The sequence below is a fragment of the Pseudomonas sp. Larv2_ips genome (assembly GCF_963879675.1).
Taxonomy (GTDB): domain Bacteria; phylum Pseudomonadota; class Gammaproteobacteria; order Pseudomonadales; family Pseudomonadaceae; genus Aquipseudomonas.
On record NZ_CAWOAW010000022.1, the window covers coordinates 94,417 to 111,341 of the forward strand.

Annotated in this window: 15 protein-coding genes; 7 read left to right on the top strand and 8 right to left on the bottom strand. The window is 62.0% G+C overall.

Going from position 1 to position 16,925, the window contains the following annotated elements; all coding sequences use genetic code 11:
• Positions 1-92: 92 nt before the first annotated feature.
• From AACV02_RS15775 to AACV02_RS15795, 5 genes are all read right to left on the bottom strand, one after another.
• Positions 93-3,581, bottom strand: a complete 3,489-nt coding sequence (locus tag AACV02_RS15775; protein WP_119735502.1) for a dermonecrotic toxin domain-containing protein — start codon at positions 3,579-3,581, stop codon at positions 93-95.
• A 146-nt stretch (positions 3,582-3,727) separates the two neighbouring features.
• The gene (locus AACV02_RS15780) at positions 3,728-4,348 is read right to left on the bottom strand and encodes a transglycosylase SLT domain-containing protein (protein ID WP_119735503.1); all 621 of its coding nucleotides are present in this window, start codon (positions 4,346-4,348) and stop codon (positions 3,728-3,730) included.
• A gap of 135 nt (positions 4,349-4,483) precedes the next feature.
• On the bottom strand, positions 4,484-5,368 hold the full coding sequence (locus AACV02_RS15785) for a PhzF family phenazine biosynthesis protein (protein ID WP_119735504.1): 885 nt from the start codon (positions 5,366-5,368) through the stop codon (positions 4,484-4,486).
• Positions 5,369-5,612: 244 nt separating this feature from the next.
• Positions 5,613-6,413: an AraC family transcriptional regulator gene (locus AACV02_RS15790; protein WP_119735505.1), complete on the bottom strand. Its 801-nt coding sequence runs from the start codon at positions 6,411-6,413 to the stop codon at positions 5,613-5,615.
• Positions 6,414-6,495: 82 nt separating this feature from the next.
• Positions 6,496-7,464, bottom strand: coding sequence for a hypothetical protein (locus AACV02_RS15795; RefSeq protein ID WP_106579945.1), 969 nt, complete (start codon positions 7,462-7,464; stop codon positions 6,496-6,498).
• 172 nt (positions 7,465-7,636) lie between these two features.
• Here AACV02_RS15795 and AACV02_RS15800 point away from each other — a divergent pair, with 172 nt between their 5' ends.
• From AACV02_RS15800 to AACV02_RS15810, 3 genes are all read left to right on the top strand, one after another.
• The gene (locus AACV02_RS15800; protein ID WP_106579944.1) at positions 7,637-9,133 is read left to right on the top strand and encodes a PAS domain S-box protein; all 1,497 of its coding nucleotides are present in this window, start codon (positions 7,637-7,639) and stop codon (positions 9,131-9,133) included.
• 131 nt (positions 9,134-9,264) lie between these two features.
• Positions 9,265-9,516 (top strand): CsbD family protein, encoded by a 252-nt coding sequence (locus AACV02_RS15805; protein ID WP_106579943.1) that lies wholly within the window; start codon positions 9,265-9,267, stop codon positions 9,514-9,516.
• Positions 9,517-9,530: 14 nt separating this feature from the next.
• Entirely contained in the window at positions 9,531-9,803 is a 273-nt protein-coding gene (locus AACV02_RS15810) for a DUF1652 domain-containing protein (RefSeq protein ID WP_106579942.1), read from the top strand.
• Here the strand turns inward: AACV02_RS15810 and AACV02_RS15815 are convergent.
• From AACV02_RS15815 to AACV02_RS15825, 3 genes are all read right to left on the bottom strand, one after another.
• Complete coding sequence (locus AACV02_RS15815) at positions 9,766-10,959, bottom strand: MFS transporter (RefSeq protein WP_119735506.1); 1,194 nt, start codon at positions 10,957-10,959, stop codon at positions 9,766-9,768. The two genes, AACV02_RS15810 and AACV02_RS15815, sit on opposite strands and share 38 nt — an antisense overlap.
• A 76-nt stretch (positions 10,960-11,035) precedes the next feature.
• Positions 11,036-11,344, bottom strand: a complete 309-nt coding sequence (locus AACV02_RS15820; RefSeq protein ID WP_106579940.1) for an RcnB family protein — start codon at positions 11,342-11,344, stop codon at positions 11,036-11,038.
• A 90-nt stretch (positions 11,345-11,434) separates the two neighbouring features.
• Positions 11,435-11,842 (bottom strand): nuclear transport factor 2 family protein, encoded by a 408-nt coding sequence (locus tag AACV02_RS15825; protein ID WP_256680204.1) that lies wholly within the window; start codon positions 11,840-11,842, stop codon positions 11,435-11,437.
• Between AACV02_RS15825 and AACV02_RS15830 the strand changes: the two genes are divergently transcribed.
• The 4 genes from AACV02_RS15830 to AACV02_RS15845 all read left to right on the top strand — a co-directional run bounded on the left by AACV02_RS15830 (position 11,841) and on the right by AACV02_RS15845 (position 16,889).
• Positions 11,841-12,398: a helix-turn-helix domain-containing protein gene (locus AACV02_RS15830; protein ID WP_106580015.1), complete on the top strand. Its 558-nt coding sequence runs from the start codon at positions 11,841-11,843 to the stop codon at positions 12,396-12,398. The genes AACV02_RS15825 and AACV02_RS15830 overlap by 2 nt on opposite strands.
• A gap of 11 nt (positions 12,399-12,409) precedes the next feature.
• Positions 12,410-13,756, top strand: coding sequence for a glutamine synthetase family protein (locus AACV02_RS15835; RefSeq protein ID WP_119735508.1), 1,347 nt, complete (start codon positions 12,410-12,412; stop codon positions 13,754-13,756).
• 16 nt (positions 13,757-13,772) lie between these two features.
• Positions 13,773-14,873: a DNA alkylation repair protein gene (locus AACV02_RS15840; RefSeq protein ID WP_119735509.1), complete on the top strand. Its 1,101-nt coding sequence runs from the start codon at positions 13,773-13,775 to the stop codon at positions 14,871-14,873.
• A gap of 156 nt (positions 14,874-15,029) precedes the next feature.
• Positions 15,030-16,889, top strand: coding sequence for a DUF3857 domain-containing transglutaminase family protein (locus AACV02_RS15845; protein ID WP_119735524.1), 1,860 nt, complete (start codon positions 15,030-15,032; stop codon positions 16,887-16,889).
• Positions 16,890-16,925 lie beyond the last annotated feature (36 nt).

The window sequence follows — 16,925 nt, forward strand, 5'->3', positions numbered from 1 at the left end:
GGGGTTTCGTAACGCTCCAGCGGGCTGGCGGCGACGGGCAGTTTTTCATATTTGGGGGCACCGCCCGTAACACCGGCACGCCTCCACTGGCCTTAAGTATTACGCTGGACCAGCCTGCCAGTGGACTGCAAATGCCCGGTTGCAGCATCCTGCCTGAGCAGCAGGAAACGCCCCAGAGCGTCGGGCGTTTTGCGGGTCCATAACGCCTGGCCTTGGAACATCACCGCTTGCAGATCATCGAGGGCCGGCGTTGGCGCCTCCAATTGCTTGATCAACGACAACGCCTGTTCCTGCGGCGCGGTATGCCGCAGCGGACGTATCGGCTTGCCCAGCGGGCTGATCAGCGCCGGGCGCAAATCGGTGAATACCGCGCCGGCGCTGTTGAGCAGGTAGCCAAGGTAGTGCCCGAAGGCTTCACCCATCTGCCCTTGGTTATACGCGTGCAGCGCGAGCATCCCATCCTTGAAAGCCAGCAGCATGCCCAGGCTCAGGCTCAGCACCGGGTAAGGCGCGGTGGCGACGGCAACGAGGGGTTCGATAACGCTCCACACCAGGTCCATGATCATGTGCGCACGGTTGACGAAGGTTGCCTCGACGTCGTCTATCTTGCGCTGCAACTTGGCGTCGTACAGCGCCTGGCGCAGGTTGATCACCACCGTCTCACGACTGATCGGATCATACCGGCCAGGGCTGGGATGGCTGCGATCCAGGATTTGCGGCAGTTGTTTTCTGGCGTTCTCCAGAAACCCAAGCACCCGGGCCTGTGCCTGCGTGCCCACCCGCTCGGCGAGGTAACCGACCATGCCATCCACGTGTTTCAACACATAGTTGAACAGGCGTGCATGGCGAAAGGTGACGCCATCCGGCGCATTCGGGGTGTACAGCAGCACCGGGTCATGCCCGCGCTTGAACAGGAAGGTGTCGATCACCCATTCGCCGTCCACGAACAGCCGGTGCACCTGGTAACTTTCGCGCACCTGGGCCGAGGTATTGCCCAGGCTCTGCAGGCAGGTGTTCAGCCAGTCCAGGTCAGCCTGGGAGAGGTGGCCTTGCAGGCGTGATTCGAGCGCAGCGTTGCGCATCTGCAATTGGCTGATGGCCAGCGTTGCGTTACGTCGGAATACATAGCCGGGGCTGCTGGGGCTTTGCAGGGTGTTGCGCACCAGGTCGACATAGCGCTGGCCGATCCACACGCCCCGCACCGAGCGCGATACGGCTTCAGGCGTCAAGCGCCTGAGGTCGACGCCGGCTGGGCCGGTAAAGGTCGCCGAGGTTTCAAACTTGGGGTCCAGAAACCCCACGCTGTCGTGATAACCGTCGCGCAACAATCGGGTGTACGTGACGGAGTCCGGCGTCGTAAGCCCGGGAAACGCCTGGGGATAATGGACGTGGACCGTATTGGGGTCGACGTCTTGCGCGGCACGCCCGAGCAGCGCATTCAGGCGAAGTTTGGCCTGCTCATGCACAAAGGTCGCAAAGGTCGGGAACAACGCCTGGCCGTGCGGATCGGCAGTGTAAGTGCGCAAGGCGCCCTCGGCGTCCTGCGCCAGGCCGGTGAGGGTCTGGCGCTGCGCCTGGCTGGCGGAACTGAACCATAGCGGCGTGGCGAATGTGCGGTCGTCGTCCAGCGTAGCCAGCATGTGGTGCGCCATGGCGTTGAGACCGCTGGCGTAATCGGAAAAAAAGGTGAACCTGACCTCGTGGTACTCCTGCGCATGCGGCTTGAGGCTCAGGCCCGTGAGAATCCGTTGCATGGACGGGCGGAAACGCAACGCCAGTGTACGGATGACATACCCCTTCATGGCGGGCTGGGTGCACCAGCCAAGCAGGTGCGCCTTGCAGCTGGCCTCGCAGTCAAATGCCTGGAACTGCGTCGCGCTGGGGGCTTCGGGCGTGCACAGCAACAAGCGTTTGACCGCACCCTTCGCGTCCGTCTGGCGCAGCAGCCACACCCCATTGAGCTGTGCCTCATGCAGCGACACGGTAGCCGCACTGAGGTTCTCGCCGGAGCCCTCGCGCAGCGCCTGGATCAATCCGTAGTCGGCCTCGCTCACATGGTTTTGCAACAATGCCGTGTACGCCAGGGCGTTGAGCCGGTGGTCGAACATCGATTCGATCGCCTGCTTGACCACCGGGCTGGTGTGACTTTCTTTCTGCACGGCTGCAAACGCCAGACGCGGTTGCAGGCGGCCCAGCAAACTCGCCAGGTAGGCCGGCGTCAGGTCCTGATACTCAGCGCCCAGCGGCGTCTGGTCATAGGTCAACGTGGTTCTGGTGAGGAAGTCCGACCCCGGCGCATCATCGCCCTCGTGCAACCCGCGCAAGGCCAACAGGGTCAGGCTTAGCTGCTGCTCATAGTCGCCCACACCCGCCACGCTACGCCCTGTGCGGACCTGCAGCAGATCCGGGTCCAGATCGTGGATATCCAGTTCGTCGGCCAAGTGCTCGAGCACTTGATAACGCGCCAGGGCCGGCGGCGTGGCAGCCGGGCCCAACAGGTCGAGCATCGTCGCGCGCGCCTGGTTATAGCGGGCCAGCAACTGGGCCAGAAGGGTTCGTTGCGCAGTATTGGCGCTGCGGTACCAATCCGGGGCGCTGTAGCGCAAGCAGCGGTCAAGCAGGCGCTGGGCGTGCAACGCCAGGCGCGGGCCGAGGTCGGGCAGCGTCGCCTGGATGGCCTGATCGAGGTCAGCGACCACCTCGCGTGCCGTGCGCCCCGGGTTCTCCACCAGGTCGAGCGCCCAGTCGATATCCTGCTCACGCTTGGCCGTCAACGCGTCAACCGTGTGCTCGAACAGCGGCTCCGCGTCGATCGGTTCCAGCGCCAGCGGCCAGATGCCGGCCGGGCCCAGGGACTGGTAGCGTCTGGGCAGCAACGCCATGAATTCGCTGCGCCACGCCGCGTTGTCCATGGCGTTCAGCAGGTAACGGTCGAGTTCTTCCAGCGAGTTGAAGGACTCGATCCCGCGCAGCGGGTTGAACATCAGCACGTTGCCGACCGATTCGCCGCCGGTCAGCGAATTCACGCCTGGATGATTGAGCGTGGTCAGCACAAACGCCCCGGCGAACTCAATACGCCGCGCCTGGTAGGTAAAAGTCAGCGCATACAGCCCGGGACGAAACGCCGGGCCCAGTGAAATCTGCGTGATCTGGCGCGCCATCTGCGGGTGCAGCAGCCGGTCGTTGAGGTCACGCTGCGCCTCCTGCTCCAACGCGGTAATGCCCGCTTCGTCGCTGAGGAAACTGCGCAGCCCTTTGCCACTGATCACGCTGCGCGCTTGCACCGCGTGCACTTGAGCGTTCAACTCGCGCCGCAGACGCGCCAGCAATGCCTTGCCGTCGGCATGCTGCAGGTCGGCGGTTGCCAGGGGCTGATACAACGCGCGCAGCGCGGTAGCGAGCGCCTCGAAGTGGCTTCGTAGCGTGCGGTGCAAACGCTGCAAATACGCCTGCTCGGCGCCGACTGGTTGCTCGGGCAACAGCGGCGCCGGGTGCTCAAAGACGTGATGGCCGATCTGGTTGAGGTAACCCTTGATCTCGCTGAAAGAAGGAACGGATGTGACAGAAACGGCGGTGCTCATTGGTCGTGGCTCCATGCGATGAAAGAGGCATCAGCATGGAGAGCGGCCGGTACGCGCGGTGTTAGATAGATAGTGGCGAGCGTGCTTTTTCCCGCGCCACGGCTACATCGTTGAGCCTTCAACGAGTGGCCGGGTCGCGCCGTTGTTTACAGCCAATGCCAGAACCGGCTCCAGAACCCTCGCCCCAAATCATTCTTGCAGCCTGCATATTGCGCCGCGTACATCTGCGAACGCGCCTGCACTTTGCTGGCCACCGGCGGCAGCCAGGCTTTGGCGGCGTAAGTGCGCTGGCGGTAACCGCCCCAGCCCTCGTGGTAGTTCAGGTACTGGCCGTAGGCGTCGTATTTGTACACGCCGTTGATGGTGTAGGTCTTGTCCATGTACCAGCCGATAAAGTCGATGGCGTCGTCGAAGTCCTGGCGACTGGCGCCGCTGCGGCCCGTGCTTTTGCGGTAGTCGTTCCACACTTCATCCTTGGCCTGGGCATAGCCGGCGGCGGTAGAGACGCGGCCCCAGGGAATGATCCACAGCAAATATTTGCGCGGGGCCAGGGCGTCCTGATGGAAACCGGACTCCTGGTACATGATCGCGAACGGCACCTGGATCGGCACACCCCAGCGCTTTTGCGTGACTTTGGCAGCGTCGTACCAGTCGTCCTTTTCACGGAAGATGCCGCACAGATCATTCGGCGTGCGTGGCGGCGAGGTGCCGCACGCCGCCAGCATTGAGGTGAGGAGTAACAGTCCGACGGCTTTGCCTGCGCTCAAGGGGCACCTTTGCGTGATTCGCGTAAAAGGCCGCTATTTTACGCATTCATTCAGGCACATAGGTTATCGGCTTGGCGCTATAACCTGTGGGAGCGGGCAGCACCGGGCCCAAGGCAGCGATGCGGCCCCGAAGGCTCATGAATGCGCCTCGGCAAATTCCACCGGCCCACCCAGCCAGCACCCTTGAACCTGCCCCGCCGCATCCCGGCGAAACCGCAGGGAAATCTGCGACGGCCGCCCCATCGCCCTGCCCTGGCGAATATGCACCGGGCGCTCATCGGCGCTGACCAGCTGATTTTCCAGCAGGCCAAACGCCAGCGCGGCGGCGGCGATGCCGGTAGCAGCGTCTTCGGGGTAGCCAGAAGACTTGGGAAATTGCCGTGCATCGAATTGTCGGCCTTCAAGGTCGGACTTCGCGTAGGGGTACAGGCCGGTGGAGCCGATGCGCTCGCACAGTTGCTCAATACGGCGATAGTCGGGGTTGAGGCTGTCCAGCACCGCCACGCTTTTGAGCGCGATCAGGGTTTTCACACGGCTGGTGCAGGCGTTCTGAATCGGCAACGGCGCCAGTTCGTTGGCGGTGATGCCCAGCACCGAGAGAATGTCGGCTTCGACATCGGCATCGCCCAGGGTGGCGACCTGGCCCTTGGGCTGACTGATTTCGACCTGAACCTGTGGCATACCTGCGTCAATCACGCGCGCATCGACCCGCCCACTCAAGGTCCAGAGCGCCAGTTGCTGCTTGTGCAACAGGCCGAGCCGGTCCAGCAACCAGATGGCGCCAACCGTGGCGTGGCCGCACATCTGCATTTCGTGGTTGGGCACCCAGAACCGCAGGGCAAAATCGAAGTCGCTGCCCACGGGGGCGGCGAACACAAAACCACATTCATGCCCATAGGCGCGGGCGACCTGCTGCATGTCCGCATCGCTCATGCCATCTGCCAGCACCACCGTGGGCGCCGGGTTGCCGCCGCGCGGGGCGGCGCAAAATACATTGACCAGGTGAACCTCGGGCGTCATTCGCCTCTCCCTTGAGTGGGTGAAGAACACAGGATGAACCGATGACCGCCGTGTAGCGCACGGGATCGGGCCGAATCATGCGCGGGATCGGGCCATGAAAAATTGGCAATCGATTTGAAGGAACCGAACCAACTGTGGCAGCTGGCTTGCCTGCGATGCAGGCAGCTCGGTTGTTCAGTCAGACCGCGGTGATGCTATCGCAGGCAAGCCAGCGCCCACAGGGGGCGAGTGTGACCCAGGCATGTCAGCCGCGCCGCCACTCATCCGGCGACCTGCCCAGCACCCGCCGAAACACGTGGGCCAGGTGCGACGGTGATTCGTAGCCGACGCTGTGGGCGATCTCCAGCACCGACATGCGCGTATGCCGCAGCAGGGTTTGTGCGCGCTCCACACGCAAGCGCTGCACGAACGCCAGCACCGTCTCGCCAGTGTGCAAGGCAAACAAGCGGGTCAGGTGCCGACGCGACAGATGAAACACCGCAGCCAATTCGTCCAGCCCCGGCGCCTGCTCAAGATTGCCCTCGACATACGCTTTCACGTCACGTACCAGCCTGGCGCCATGGCGCTCTGTGCAGGAGCGTTGCAGGCTTGGCTGGCTGAGGGTAATCGTCAGGCATTCGAGCAGTAACAAGTGATCGACCTGGGCCAGTTGGCGGCGGCGATCAACGAAGGGGTCGGGTTGGCTCAAGGCTTTCTTCGCCAGCAACAGAGGGTGCAGCGGCGCAGAGGTTTGCCAGATGCCCAGGGTGGGCGCACGCAGCAGGCGGTTGGCGTCCCCGGCCAGATCGCGCAGCGCGTAACGCATGTAGTCAGGGTCGACGTACAACGCCAGGTGGCCCTGGCGGGCAGTGAGTGACGAGGAGGAATGGCTGCGCTGCGGCGGCACGCACACGAACTGGCGGTTGAGCACCGCGCTGCGCCCGCTGTCTTCATCCTTGAAACGCAACACACCACGCTCGGGCACCATCAGCATGAACGCGTCATGGGCGTGGGCCGACGTTTCATAGGTGTCGTTGGCGTTGAAGACGCTGTAGATATCACGCATCGCCAGGCACTGCACGGGAATGGAGCGCTGACACTAGCATGTTTGGGATCAGTGGAAAGCGGCGTCCCTGCCGCTGACACGGTTAAGCCAACGGTACGCGGCGTGTGGTCAACGCCGTGCGGCCGACGAAGAAGCTCAGGGCCGCACCCAACAGCAGCATGGCCAGGGTGCTCCAGGCTGCACGCGAGAGCTGTTTGGCGGCGACTTCGCCTGCTTCACGGGCCTTCTGCTCGGCCTGTTGCTTGAGCTCATCGACCTTTTGCATGGCTTGCTGATAAGCCTGCGCATAGTTGTCGACGATTTGCGTGGCTTGCTCTTTGCTCTTGCCGGTACGGGCCGCAACGATGTTGACCAGCGCGTCTTTATCCGCCGCATTCAACGCAGGTTCACCGGAGGCTTTCACGCGCTCGAACCACTGCTTGAGCTGATCACCGGCCTGGGCCGGGTTGGTCGCGGCATCCGTGGCCGTCTGCTTGCCATCGGCGGCAGCCTGGTCGGTTTTCTGCTCGACGTTGGCCGGGTCCAGTTCAGGCTTGCCACTTTGCTTGAGCAAGGTGTCGAGTTGGCCTTGCAGGCTGTTCCAATCCAGGTGGATGCCCTGCTCGTCCAGCTGCTGCTTGACGCTGTCGCTGATGCCTGGCGCTGCGGCGGCGATGCCGCTGCCGGCAGCCGACAGGCCTTTGCCGACGACATTGCCCGCCGTGCCCACCACGCTTGACGCCAGCGCCGCCAGCAGCCAGGTGGTGAAGAGCGTGGTCAGTGTCCAGGTCAGCACACCATGCAGGCCGCCGCGATCCGGCGCGGTACGCCCCGCTACAAATGCACCGACTGCAATGGCGACCAGCGTCGACACAAACAGCCAGATCCCGGCGCCCGTGCCGAAGCCACGCAACGGGTTACCGGCTTGCATCGGGTCGACCGCGCTGGCGCCGATGGCCGTGCCCAGCACGCTGAGCACCAGGTAGGTCACCAGGGCAATTGCACTACCGGCCAGCACAGAGCTCCAGGACACGCGAAACGGTGAACGATTGGTTTCATAGACAGTGGTCATGATTAATCCTTTGAGTGATTGACCGTTTTAGTCTGGCGAGCGCAGGGACGGCCGTCCTCGCGCAAATGCACCAGGGCGTCTGGTGCATTCGCACCCCGCGCCGGGCAATTTCTCTGCACTATCCTCAAGCCCGAGTGTCGTAACTGCCATGCGCCCATACTCCGGAGAGACCATGACCCAGGACGTTCTTGCCAAAGAAACCAACCGCCGCCAATTGCAGCAGATCATCTCCGGACTGTCCGACGGCGTGATCCTGGCCGAGGTTGACCAGACTATCCTCTGGGCCAACGAAGCGGCGTTGACCATGCACGGGGTCAGCGAGATTGAGGCGTTGGGGGTCAATACTGCGCAATACGCCAAGCGGTTCGCGCTGCGCTATCGCAACAACCATCCGTTGCCGCTGGACAGCTACCCGCTCAGCCGCGTGGCAGCTGGTGAAGAGTTCAGCGATGTGGTGGTGGAAGTCACCCCCGCCGCCGACGAAAACCGTAGCTGGGTGCACCGCTTGCGCAGCCTGGTGCTGACCGACACTCAGGGTGAGCCGGAGCTGCTGGTGCTGATCCTCAGCGATGCCACCGAGTGGGCCAGCGCCGAGCAGCGCTTCGAGAAAACCTTCAACGCCAACCCGGCGCCCGCCGTGATCTGCCGCTTGAGCGACCTGCGCTATATCAAGGTCAACCAGGGGTTTCTGGAAATGACCGGCTACAGCCGCGATCAGGTCATCGGGCGCTCGGTGTATGAACTGGACGTGCTGGAACAGGCCGAGCGCAAGGACCTGGCCATCCAGCGCCTGGGTGAAGGTGCAACCATCCCGCAGATGCAGGCCGAGCTGCGCCTGCCCGAAGGCGGCAGCAAACTGGTGATCGTCGCGGGCCAGCCGCTGGACATGAACGAGGAAGACTGCATGCTGTTTTCCTTCACCGACCTGGAGCCAAGGCGCAAGGCGGAAATTGCCCTGCGCCAGAGCGAGGAACGCTTTGCCAAATCGTTCCGCCTGACGCCGGTGCCGACCCTGGTGTGCAGCGCCGCCAACCGGCAGGTGGTGGATATCAACGAAGCGTTCATGAACATCACGGGCTACACCAGTGAAGAGCTGATCGGCAAGACCATCGAAGACATTCACTTCATCGACAATCCCCAGGCAGGCGCGCAGCTGTTTGCGACGCTGGAAAAAGCCGGCAACCTCGACGGCCTCGACCTCAAGGTGCGCAAAAAAGGCAGCGAGGTGATCGATTGCGTGGTCTCCGCCGACACGGTGCTGATCCAGGATGTGCCGTGCTATTTGCTGGTAATGATGAACATCACCGAACGCAAACGCTCGGAGCTGGAGCTGGTGGCGGCCATCGAGGAAGTGATGCAGGACGCCTCCTGGTTCAGCCAGACGCTGATCGAAAAACTGGCCAACGCCAAGAGTGTCAACAGCCCCAATTTGCCGAACGTGGCCTTCACCGACCTGACGGCCCGTGAACGCGATGTGCTGGGTTTGATCTGCGAAGGCCTGGCCGACAAGGAGATCGCCTCGCGCCTGAAACTGGCGCCCAACACCGTGCGTAACCACGTGGCCACGGTGTACTCCAAACTGGGGGTGCACAGCCGCAGTGCGGCGATTGTCTGGGCCCGTGAACGCGGGCTGTTCGCCGGGGAATTACGCGTAAAAAGCAAGAAATAAAGTGCAAATGCACTAGTAGGACCGGTGCAAATTCGCCTTATTTGCGTAGATCGAGGTGCTTAACCTTGAAGGGTGGGCACAGGGCTTTGAGTCCCGTGCCGTATTGGTTTGATCTCTTGAAGGAATGCACTATGAAAAGCGAACAAGTCAAAGGCGCCGTCGAGAAAGTTGCAGGCAAGGCCCAGGGTTTTCTTGGCGACCTGACCGGTGATGAGCATTTGCAAGCCGAAGGCGTTGCGCGCCAGGCCGCCGGGCAACTGCAGCAGACCTATGGCGACGCGCTGGATACCGTCAGTGATTTCACCCGCAACAAACCGCTGGCTACCGTCGCTGTCGTCGCCGGTGTAGGCCTGCTGGTGGGCCTGTTGCTGCGCCGTCGTTGAGGAGGCTGAGCAAGATGTTCACCCTTTCTCAACTGCGCAATTGCATCGAAGAAGGCCTGTCGCCGCTGACCTGCGAGTTCACCTTGTGCCGGGACGCTTCACTGACCCTCAAGGTGTTCGACGCCCAGACCGGTCGGGTCGACCTGGTGGTGACCGGGATCAGCACCAATCGGCTGCAGACCCCGCAGGAAGTGGAAAAAATGGTGGAAGAGCTGCGCTACGAATTGCAAAGCAACAACGTCGGCAAGCTCACGTTGGATGATTTGCCTTCAACGACGCACCCATGAAATAGAACACCCCACCACCGACGGTAAACGCCCCCAGCATGTAAAACATGTAGTGGGCCGGCAGGCTGGCCAACACCAGCCCACACAACACCGGCCCCAGCGCGGCGCCCAGGCTGGACAGGTTCTGTGCCCCGTAATACATGCCGCGCAGGTGGTCAGGGGCGATTCGGTCGATAAACATGTACTCGGCCGGAAACACGATAATCTCCCCCACGGTAAACACCGCCATTGCCAGCACCCACCACAGCACGCTGGTGGCCAGGGCAAAGCCGATCACCCCCAGCATAAACATGCCCAGGCCAGCGATCAGCCACTGGCTCAGGTGGCGGTGCGAGATGCGCCGGCCAATCACATACTGCAAGGCAATCACCAGTGCGGCGTTGGTGGTGAGCACGGCGCTGATCACGGTGTAGGTATATTGCGCGGTGGTGGTTGTCACCAGGTACTGCGACAGATACGCCGTGAACTGACCGAACACCACTGCACTGAGCACGCCACCAAAGGTGAAACACACCAGGCGATGGTCGCTCAGCAGCACACGACCGACGGCGAGAAACGCCAGCGGTTTGTGCGTGGCATCGACGCTGGCCAGGCTGCGATCACCCCAGCGCCAGTACAGCAGGAAAAACCCCAGGCCCAGGAGCGCCGAGAGGACGAAAGGCAAGCTGATATCCACCTTGGCCACCATTGCGCCAAAGAACGGGCCGACGGCATAGCCGATATTGGTCAGGGTGTATTTGATGGAAAACACTTCGCTGCGCGCGTCTTCGGGCAGCAAGCTGGCGAAGCCGGCCTTGATGGCGATGTCGATGACCGCATAGGCCAGGTTGATCAGGATCAGGCAGCTGTAGAACAGCCAGATGCCCTGAGCCACGACGGTGCCGATAAACCCCAGCACAAACAGCGCGCTCAAGCCCAACAACAGCCTGTAGCTGTTCACGCGGTCCACCAGAAAGCCGCCATACACGCTGAGCAATGAGCCGACAATCAGCGAACTGCCGATCACCAAGCCAACCTGAGTAATGTCGAGGCCGAAGTGACGGGTGAGGTAAATCACCAGATAGGGAAAGGTAATGGCCTTGGCCAACGTCAGCAGTAACGTGGCGGACAGCAACAGGTTAACGGTGCGCGGGTAGTTTCTGATGGTGGCAAGCATCCTGCTCTCATCCGTTTGAGGTAACGCGACTTGTGGGGTCGGTTACCTTAACGCAAGACCAGGCAAAAAAGACCGGTCATTTCTTGACGGGCGTGATCTCGAGAATCGTGCCGTTGGTGGTTTTGAGCAGCACGAACTTGTCACCCACGCGAGCCCATTGGCTGTCTTCTTCGGGTTGCTTGAGGCCGCGTTTCTTCCAGTCGCTGACGGCCGACTCCTTGCGCATCAGCATGTCCGGGGCGCGGTCGCCTTCTTTCAAATCGCGCGCGTTGATGCTCGAAGGCTTCACCGTTTCCTGCGGGGTATCACCGGCCTGCACGACAAAGCTGGCGGTGGACAGGCCCGCGGTCAGCAACAGGCAAGCAGCTAGGGTTTTGGACTTCATGGGTGCTCCTTCAATGAATGATGCGTACCCAGGTTCGGACCGCGAGCGCACGGAATCATTCAGCCCGCCTTCAATCCTTGTGGCGAGGGGTTACACCGGCGTGCCTTGATGGAACACCATCCGCCACTGCCCTTCTTCCTGCCGCCACACTGAACTGCGCAACGATTCCCCGACGCCTTCGCGGCAACCGCGATAAGTCACCAGCGCCACCCCGTCACTGAGTGCTTTCACCGCAAACTCCGTCATGCGGCGCGCACTGAAAGCCTCATCCTGCAACCCGGCAATCACTTGGGCCTTACTGCTCCAGACATTGCCACTGGCGCCAAATTCGACAAAGTCATCCGCCAGCAAACGTTCAAGCTGCGCGGCATCGCTGCGTATAGAGCTCTGCTGCAGCGCTTGCTCTAACGAAAACAGATGCGCTTCAAGTTCCATCAGCCTTGCCCCCATGAAATTAATCCTGTAATTTTTCATGAAATTTCTCGACATAAATTTCATGAACCAACAACAAGAACTCGCCACCCTGGCCGCGCTGATCCACGACCTGCGCAAACACAAGAAACTCACCCTGGCGCAACTTGCGCAAAAAATCGAGCGCTCGGTGGGTTTCCTGTCTCAGGTCGAACGTGGCCTGTCGCGCCCGACCGTGGCCGACTTGACCGCCATCAGCCATGCCCTCGACGTGCCCACCACGTACTTCTACAGCCTGCCCAAACCCAAGGCGGTGGACTGGGTCACGCGCCCCAACGAGCGACGCACGGTGTACTACGCCAACGGCATCACCGACATCCTGGTCTCGCCGAGCATGAACGGCGCCTTTTCGATGCTCGACAGCCTGCTCGCACCCGGCGCCAACAGCGGTGAACAAACCATGAGCGACCGCGCCGAGCAGGCCGGGTTTGTGCTGGAGGGCGAGTTGACGCTGTGGGTGGAAGGCCAGCCGGACTCGGTCACCCTCGGCCCTGGCGACAGCTTCCACCTGGCCAGTTTCGCCCATTGCCGTTACGCCAACCTGACTGACCTGCCCGCCCGCGTGCTGTGGGTTTACAACTAGGAGCAACACCCGTGAAAAACCAGTCTTCCACATTGCTGGCCGAAGTACGGACCTTTCGCCAGAACCACCCCGAGGTGCGTTACGTCGACCTGATCGCCCTGGACATTCCGGGGCATTTCTACGGCAAGCGCTACCCGGTGGACATGCTGGAAAAGGTCGCCGCAGGCAGCCCGCTGAAGCTGCCGCAAAACGCCGTGCTGCTCGGCGCACAGGGCGGGCTGTTCAAGATTGGTGATTATTGCTTCCACGACGGCGATCCGGACGCCAACCGCCGTCTGGTGCCAGGCACTCTCAAGCCGGTAAGTTGGGAGTCGCAGCCGCTGGGGCAGATGCTGATCACCTCGGACGGCACCGAGGCGCCGATCGAGTTCGAACCGCGCGAAGTGCTGGCCAAGGTGCTCGAACGCCTGCAGCACAAGGGCATTCATCCGGTGGTGGCCTTCGAATTGGAGTTCTACCTGTTCGACAAAAAACTCGACAACGGCCTGCCGCAATTCGCCCGCGACCCGCTGAGCGAGGACGCCGATGACCAGCCCAACTTGCATATCGAACGGCTGTCGCGCTTCAGCGAGGTGCTCGACGACATGGCGCAAACCGCCAAGGACCAAGGCATCGATATTACGGTGATCACCGCCGAAATCGGCCCGGGCCAGTTCGAAATCAATTTCGGCCACCTCGATGACGGCCTGCGCGCCGCCGACTGGGCCGCCCTGTTCTGCCGCAGCACGCGTGGCGTGGCGCTCAAGCACGGTTACCGTGCCAGCTTTATGGCCAAGCCTTACCTGCAATTTCCCGGCAGCGGCATGCATGTGCATGTCAGCCTCTACGACGCGGCGGGCAATAACCTGCTCGCCGCGCACCAGCAGCAACCGCTGCGCCATGCCGTGGCCGGGTGCCTGGAATTGCTGCCGCACTGCATGCCGATTTTCTCGCCCAACCACAACGCCTTCCGCCGCCTGGGTGGCACGGTCAACGCCGCGACCCGCGCCAGCTGGGGCTTTGAAGACCGCGATGCGTGCGTGCGCATTCCCGAATCAGACCCGCGCAACCTGCGTATCGAGCACCGCCTGGCCAGTGCGGATGCCAACCCGTATCTGGTTCTGGCGGCGATCCTGGCAGGGCTTGAGCATGGCCTTGAAGCCAGGCAAGAACCCATCGCGCCCTTGAACGAAGACCGCCTCAGCGGCACCGACTTTCCCCTTGAGATGCTCGACGCCGTGCGCGCCATGCAACATCAGCCGGTTGTGCGCGATAAGCTGGGCGCAGAATTTGTCGACGTGTATTGCGAGAACAAACGCCAGGACCATCTGGCTTTTCAACAAGAGATCAACGCGCGGGAATACCGCTGGTTTCTCTAACACTCAGGAAGCACCGATGCCCGAGCAAAGCGCGCCAGCCCTCAAGGAAATCTTCAACGCAGAACGCCTGCAGCACATCGCCCGAGAGATGTCTGCGGTGTACCCCGCGTTCGACGCCAAGGGTTTTCTCAAGCACGCCAAGGCCGGGCTTGCCGAGTTGTCGGTGATGCAGCGCGTGGCGCGGGTCAGCGACAGCCTGCACGCCGCGATAGCGCTGGATTACGCGCAAACGCTCAAGCTGCTTTACGCCCTTGCGCCGCGCCTGAACAGCGCGTTTGTGTGCCTGTGCCTGCCGCACTACGTGGCAACTTACGGCCAGGGTGACTTCAGGCGATCCATGGCCGCGCTCAAGTACTTCACCACTTTTGGCTCTGCCGAATTTGCCATCCGCCCTTTCTTGCTGAACGACTTCCAGCGCACCCTGGCGGTCATGCAGCAATGGTCGCTGGATGCCAACGAACACGTGCGCCGCCTGGCCAGCGAAGGCTCGCGCCCTCGCCTGCCGTGGTCTTTTCGCCTGGCCGAGGTGCAGGCCAACCCCGCGCTGTGCGCGTCGATTCTCGACAACCTCAACGCCGACAGCAGCCTGTACGTGCGCAAGTCGGTGGCAAACCACCTCAACGACATCACCAAGGACCATCCGGAATGGGTACTCGGCCTGATCGAAGGCTGGAACCTGGACAACCCGCATACCGCCTGGATCGCCCGCCACGCCTTACGCAACCTGATCAAGCAAGGCAACACCCGCGCACTGACGATCATCGGCGCCGGGGCCAAGGCCGAGGTGAAGATTCATCACCTGGCCGTCACGCCAGCCGTGATCAACCTGGGCGAACGCATCACGCTGTCATTGAGCCTCGAATCCACCGCTGCCGCGCCCCAAAAACTGGTGGTGGATTACGCCATCGACTATGTGAAAAGCGCCGGCCACAGTGCGGCCAAGGTGTTCAAACTCAAGGCATTCACCTTGGGCGCGGGCGAACACCACAGCATTCGGCGCGAACACCCTATTCGTGAGCTGACCACGCGTAAGCACTACCCAGGCACGCATCGGGTGCATGTGCTGGTCAATGGCGAGCAACTCGGCAGCGCGGAGTTTGAACTGCTAAAACCCTGACCCAAATCAAGCAAAAGGCTCTAGCACGGGCCTTTCAGCCAGATAAATTGTCGAACAATCCTGGCCTTTGTTGTTGCGATCCATTATCATCCGGCGCCTTCTCACTGCCCGTTGGGTAGTTGTTTCAATGTTTCACCCGAGGCGCCAATGTACCGTTTGCACCGTTTTTCGTTTCACCGCTGTTTGATTGTCATCAGCCTGGGGCTGGTTACCCATCCTGTTAACGCCGCACTCCAACCCATGGCCGAAGCGCCGCTGGCCAGTGACACCGAGCTGCATTGCCACTTCAACCGCGACGCCAGCACCGACTGCACCACCACCCAGCACTACACGATCCTCAAACCCAACGGCCGCGAAATGCTCTCGCGCATTGACTTCGATTACGCCGAAGGCGACACCTTTGAGGTCATCAGCGCGCACTCCACCCAGCCAGGTGCCAAGCCGGTGGCGCTGGACGCCACGCAAATCGACACCCGCACCGCGCCCAATCCGGACCAGGGTTTCAGTCGCGACAAGCAGACCTCCCTCGCCTTCCCGAACCTGCGCGTGGGCACACAGATTCGCTTCACCGTGCGCGAACATCGCGCGGCCAAACCGCTGGTGAGTCAGTTTCACTATGCCCTCACCTTCGGCCCCAGCGCGTTCCGTCGCGACCACGTCAAGGCGCGCTTTACCGCCGAACGGCCGATCCAGTGGCGCAGTGAGCTGTTCGACGGTTTCACCGTAACCCCGTCGGCCAACGGCAAGACGCTGGACGTGGAGCAAGAAGCCCCGACCTACCTCAACTACATCAACGAATCGTCCAGCGCTGCGCTACAGCGCATTCCGCGCCTGGAAGTGGGCAGCACCGTGGATCGCCAGGCGTATTTCGGTGATTTTGCCCAGCGTTACAACCAGATACTTGCCGCCAGGCTGCCTGCGCAAGCCGCCGCCGCAGTGGCTGCAGCCGGCGGCCTGGCGCCGGCAGAACAGGTGGCCGCGCTGATGCAGCACATCAACGATCACTACCGCTACCTGGGCGATTGGCGCGCTACAGAGCGCGGCTACGTGCCGTTCAACCTGGCGGAAATCGAGCAGCACGGTTATGGCGATTGCAAGGACCTCGCTATTCTGCTGACGGCGATGCTCAAGGCCATCGGCATCAAGGCTGAAACCGCCTGGGTCAGCCGCGGCGACGTGGCATATGCCTTGTTGATCCCCGGCACCAATGCACCGAACCATGCGATCGTGCGCGCCGAAGTGGACGGCCAGGTCTGGTGGCTCGACCCGACCAACCCGGTGTTCGCCCCAGGCCAGACCTTGCCCGACATCCAGGACCGCTGGGTGCTGGTCAACAATGCTCAGGGCCAAGTGCGCGAAGAACAGATCCCGCTGGAACGCCCCGAAACCGCCCTGCGCCTGGACAAACAGGTGCACTTCGACAAACAGGGCAATGGTGCCACCCAGGCGACCATCACCTTCAGCCGCCTGCCGCTGATGCAAATGAGCGTGGATGACCGCCAACAAGGCACCACTGCCACCGACCAGAACCTCTGCGCGCACTTTGGCAACGAGATCAGCGACTGCCAGATCACCCGCCAACCCACGGCCTTTGTGGTGCACGACGGCTACGCTGTTCACGCTACCCTGAACGACCAGCGTGCCCTGGAAAAACTCGCGAATGACTACGTCTATACCGATGAGTCACTCAACGGGCGCTGGGATGGTTTCATCAACTACCGCCGTCACAATCAACAGGCCGACCTGTACCTGGGCAACCCGCAGACCTACGACTACAGCTTCACGCTGACTGGCGCGAAGATGGAAAAAGCCATCCCCGGCTGCCAGGTGCGCTCGCCCTGGTACGACCTGGACCTGGACGGTACGCGCACGGACGACGGGCTGCGTTATCACTATCGCCTGAGCCAGAAAACGCGTTGGCTGACTCACGCCGAGGTCGCCAGCGAAGCGTTTGGCAAAATGATTGACGAGGCGCGCACCTGTGCCGAACAGGTGCATCAGGTGGTAAAGCTCTGAAGGCAGCGTAAACGCAAATCCAATGTGGGCACTGGC